Origin of the sequence: Porphyromonas sp. CAG:1061, from assembly GCF_000435035.1 — a bacterium.
Taxonomy (GTDB): Bacteria; Bacteroidota; Bacteroidia; order Bacteroidales; family Porphyromonadaceae; genus Porphyromonas_A; species Porphyromonas_A somerae.
The window spans coordinates 1-5,257 of the sequence record NZ_HF988889.1 but is presented as its reverse complement, the minus strand read 5'-3'; the positions used below and the strand labels follow the sequence as shown (position 1 = coordinate 5,257).

General features: G+C 43.3%; 2 protein-coding genes. Both read left to right on the top strand.

Features of this window, described 5'->3' with window-relative positions; genetic code table 11:
* Positions 1–343 precede the first annotated feature (343 nt).
* On the top strand, positions 344–3,571 hold the full coding sequence (locus QVO39_RS02810) for a SusC/RagA family TonB-linked outer membrane protein (RefSeq protein ID WP_021902935.1): 3,228 nt from the start codon (positions 344–346) through the stop codon (positions 3,569–3,571).
* Between the two features lie 49 nt (positions 3,572–3,620).
* Complete coding sequence (locus tag QVO39_RS02805) at positions 3,621–5,114, top strand: RagB/SusD family nutrient uptake outer membrane protein (RefSeq protein WP_021902934.1); 1,494 nt, start codon at positions 3,621–3,623, stop codon at positions 5,112–5,114.
* Positions 5,115–5,257: the final 143 nt, after the last annotated feature.

Sequence of the window (5,257 nt, the reverse complement as noted above, 5' to 3'; positions counted from 1 at the left end):
GGAGGGGCGTCCGACCTGTCCGCCTCGTCTGACCTGTCCGATTAGGTACCCCCCACCGATTAGGTACCCCCCACCGATTAGGCACCTTGCCCCCTCCCCATCATTTTCTTAACCTATTTTTTGGCAATCTCGAAAAAATAATATACCTTTGGCTTGTAAGAGCTCTATTTGAGATGTTTTCGCACTAAAGTAACACTCAAATTGAGGCAGATAATAAAAATTAGACACATTAATTGAGATAAACACACACGCAACCCGAGAAAACAACTAAATAGCTCAAGTGTGAGCAAAGAAATAATATTAACGAGAGCAATACAAAACAATTAACAAACAAGTAAATGGTATGAAAAGTAAGATTTTAATGCTTATCTCCCTTTGCCTCCTAACAATAGGTTCGGCATTAGGACAGACCATCACCGTCAAAGGTATCGTCACTGACGAGCGTGGAGACGGAGTCATCGGCGCAACCGTAAGACTTAAATCCGACGCAACAGTAGGAACCATGACCGGAATGGATGGCGATTTTACCCTAAAAGCTAAGCAAGGCGAGCTAATTATCGTCAGCTATGTAGGCTACAAAACACAAGAGGTAGCTGCAGCACCAACCCTAAGAATCAAGCTAGTGCCCGACACTGAACTCCTCGACGACGTGATCGTGGTAGCTTATGGTACTGCGAAGAAAGGGTCATTCACCGGATCAGCGGTCGTAGTGGATTCAAAGAAGCTAGAAAAGCTTCAAGCTCCTGATGCTGTAAAGGCTCTTGAGGGTATGGTTCCTGGACTTCAGCTTTCTTCAGCTAGTGGTTCGGCTGGTTCTAGCACCTCTATTCGAATTCGTGGTGTAGGATCTATCAACGCCTCTAACAATCCACTTATTGTTCTAGATGGTGCTCCTTACGACGGAAATATCAACTCTATTAACCCTCGCGACATCGCATCTATCAACGTACTTAAGGATGCTGCCTCTGCTGCTCTTTATGGTGCTCGTGGTGCCAATGGTGTGATCATCATCACCACCAAGAGTGGTCGTGCAGGACAAACGACAGTCAACTTTGAAGCTCGCCTTGGTGTGAACCAAAGAGGTGTGCCAGAGTATGATACAGTTACAGACCCTGCTCAATACTACTCTTACTACTGGGAAGCATTCCGTAACCAAAACCGCGGGATAGCACTAGGTGAAGATACTAATGGAGATCCAATATTCCCTACATTAGAGCAAGCCAATCAGATCACCTCTGGTACGCTGACTAACTACGGTGGCAATGATCTTTCAGGCAATTCACTAATTGGACGTCTAGGCTACAACATTTACAATGTACCTGACAACCAACTGTTTGATAACAATGGTGTAATGAATCCAAATGCTAAGATCAAGTATGAGGATGCCAGCAACTTCAATGATTGGGCAGCTCTCCTAATGTCTCCAAAGATGAGACAAGAGTATAACCTATCACTCACTCGTGGTTCAGAGAAATCCAAGACCTTCTTCTCAGTAGGTTATCTAAACGACCAAGGCTATGTTATCAAGAACGCCTTCGACCGTATCTCTTCTCGCCTATCTTATGAGACTGAGATGTACGATTGGTTAAAGCTTACTGCAAGCTCACTGATCTCATATACACAAGGTAACTTCGGTAATGAGTCTAGTAATGCTTTCTCCAACGTATTCAACTTCACTCGTAACATCGCTCCTATCTACCCAGTCTATGCTCACGACAAAGATGGTAAGATTATGATGGATAAAGAGACTGGTGAAAAGATCTATGATACTGGTGATGCCCGTCCTGGAATCAATGGTGCGAGAAAGTATTCTGGTGGTAAGAACATCATAGGTGAGTCTGAACTAAATAGAGATAACTATAGAAGTCTCTATATCAACCAAACTGCAAGGGCAGACATTGACTTTGGTGCAGGTTTCAAATTCAATACGACCTTCAACTACTACCAAAACAATGACCTCACCAATTACTTTATCAACCCAAGAATGGGTGACGGTAAGGACTACAGAGGTATCCTTGAGAAGAACTTTGACAACTATACCACAATAAACTGGAACCAAGTGCTTACTTATGACGCTAAATTTGGCGACTTCTCTATGCAAGCTTTACTTGGTCACGAGTTCTACAAGTGGAACCTAAAGCACACTTACGGCTCTAAGAAGAATACCATTATTCCAACCAGTCTTGAGTTCAACACCTTTGGTGAGACAACCGACCTAATCTCTTACGAGCGCAACTACAATGTAGAGGGTTTCTTCACTCAATTTACAGGTAACTTCTATGAGAAGTACTACCTATCAGCTTCACTCCGTCTTGACGGTTCTTCTGTATTCGCACCTGACAAGCGCTGGGGTACTTTCTGGAGCCTTGGTGGATCATGGCGTGCATCAGAGGAGGAGTTCTTGAAGGATAATAACACCATCAGCAATCTTAAGCTACGTGCAAGTATCGGACAGCAAGGAAACGATAACCTACTTGATAATGATGGCTACCGCATGTACACTCCATACCAAAACCTTTATGGTTATGAGTCAGACGGAAGCAATGTTAGTATCTCCAATAAATTTAAGGGCAATCCTGACATCACTTGGGAGAAGAACCTTAATCTAAGCCTTGGTCTTGAGTTTGGACTATTCCAAGATAGACTGACTGGAGAGGTGGAGTTCTTTACTCGTAAGACCACCGACCTACTCTTCAATGAGCCACTAGAGCGTGGTACTGGTTTCCCATATATGCCAAAGAACATCGGTTCTATGAGAAATACAGGTGTTGAGTTCTCGCTTACTGGTAGAGTGGTATCTACCGAGAATGTACAGCTCACTCTAGGTGTGAATGGTATGACCTTTAGAAATAAGATCATAAGCCTACCAGAGCGCTTCAAAGAGAATGGTCTCTCTTCTGGCATTAGAATTCTTAAAGAGGGCGGTAGCATCAACGATATTTACCTAGTAAAATATGCTGGCGTCAATCCAGAGAATGGTGATGCGTTGTATGAGAAGTACAATGAGAAGGAGGATAAGTTTGATGTAGTCAATTACAAGAAACACTCTTCTACCCTTAAGGATCGCCAGTATGTAGGTCGTGTAAACCGTGACCTAGAGGGTGGTTTCTTCGCATCACTCAATGCTTATGGTGTGGACTTTGATATGCAATTTGCATACGGTATTGGTGGTAAGATGGTGGACTGGAACTACAGTAACCTCATGCATAATGGCTCAAACACTGCAGCAACTTTCCACAAGGATATCGCTAACAGATGGACTCCTGAGAATAAGAATACCGATGTCCCAAGACTTCAGAACCAAAGCTCTATGATCAAGACTTCAGATAGATTCATCACTGATGCTTCCTATCTATCTCTTCGCAGTGTAACACTTGGCTACACTCTACCAAGTGACATCACAGAGAAAATCAAGATAAAGGGCCTAAGGCTATACGTATCTGCAGACAATGTATTTTTGCTATCTGCTAGGAAGGGACTGGATCCACGTACCTCATTTACAGGTAACCCAGATTCTAACCAACCTTCTGTAATTCGTGCTATATCAGGTGGTATCTCTATCTCACTGTAAGTAGCACCTGAGTAATTGATGACATTAATTAAATCAATGACAAACGAATATGAATAACATTAGCAAGATATTATTAACTCTACTCCTAGCTGGTGGGTTAGTAGCATGTGGCAACGACCGCATTACCGCCGACGTCTCTGAGTACTTGACTCAAGATCAAAAAGAGGAGTTAGTAAAAGACGATAAGACCTTTGCAAGTGACTTAAGAGGTGCACTCCTACAGTCTAATGCAAATAAGCTCCAAGGCGGTTGGGATAGCCACGATGACTTTGGTCTAAAAGCCTACCACATGACCTTTGACTTGATGGGCGAAGATGTGGTAGCCAAAGGACTGGACTGGTTCGATTGGGAGTACAATTACGTAACCGTAACCGCAAACACTCGTAGAGTGCGTACCTACTGGAACATGTGGTATGAGATCATTGCAAACTGCAACTCATTTATCAATGATGCTCCAGATCCAAGTGCAGATAATGCTCCATTCTATGCCTACAGAGGTATTGCTTACTGGCACTTAGCCAATTTCTACCAAGCTACTTACAAAGGGAACGAGAGCAAAATGGCTGTGCCAATTATGCTTAAGGATACCGACGTAGACCTTGCCAGAAATACCGTAAAAGAGGTTTATGACCAAGCCATCAAAGACCTAACGATCGGCATTGAGCATTGTGCTGCGACCAAAGACGACCATACCGATATGGATAAGTATGTAGTGGCTGCTTACCTCGCAAAGCTATATGCTTGCATGGAGGATTGGGCAAATGTAGAAAAGTACGCCAAAATGGCGATTGAAGGTGGTAAGGATATCGTTCCTGAATTCCCACTTTCATGGAATGTGAATAATAGCGACGTCATTTGGGGATACGATGTTACTCCAGCGACGAGTACCTCATGGGCATCTTTCTACTCTCACATGGATCCAACTAATGGCAACTATTGTGGCCGTGGTCAGCGCAGACTGATTTACGCATGGCTGTACGATCAAATGCAAGACAATGATACAAGAAGACAGCTCTTCGTGAATCAGAAAGACTACCCAGAGATCGCAGTGGATTTCGTTGACAAAAAAACGGGTGAAAAGTATTACTACCCAGATTACACCTCTATGAAGTTTGTGGTTACCAATGCTGATAACCTTAACTCTGACTATATATTCTTGAGAGTGCAAGATCCAATATTGCTAGCAATCGAAGCTCAAAACGAGCTAGGCAAGACAGCCGAGGCAAAGAAAGCACTTGAAGAATTTGTAGGCAAGAGAGCTGAGGGCTACACTGCACCTGCAGATCAGAAGGCTCTAAGAGATGAAATTAGAATCCAACGTAGGATTGAGCTCTGGGGCGAAGGCAATGGTGTATGGGATATGAAGCGCTGGCACCTTAATGTAGATAGGAGCAAAACCTCTGTAAAGGGGACTCAATCTAATCATACCGAGTCAGCATTCACTTCTCTAGATCCTAACGCTATTGAATATATCCACTGTCTACCACAAAATCAACTGGATATCAATAAGAATCTACAGCAGGATCCAAGACCAACTAAGTAATGCTTAATCCTAAGCATTAAGCTTCTAAACAAGGGGGTATCGTAATCCGATACCCCCTTTTCATTTGTAGACTATCAAGGTTATAGCACTGTAACTGTAACTCTCCCAAAGCGGGCGTATTGTGGCGGTTTATTATTGTAGTC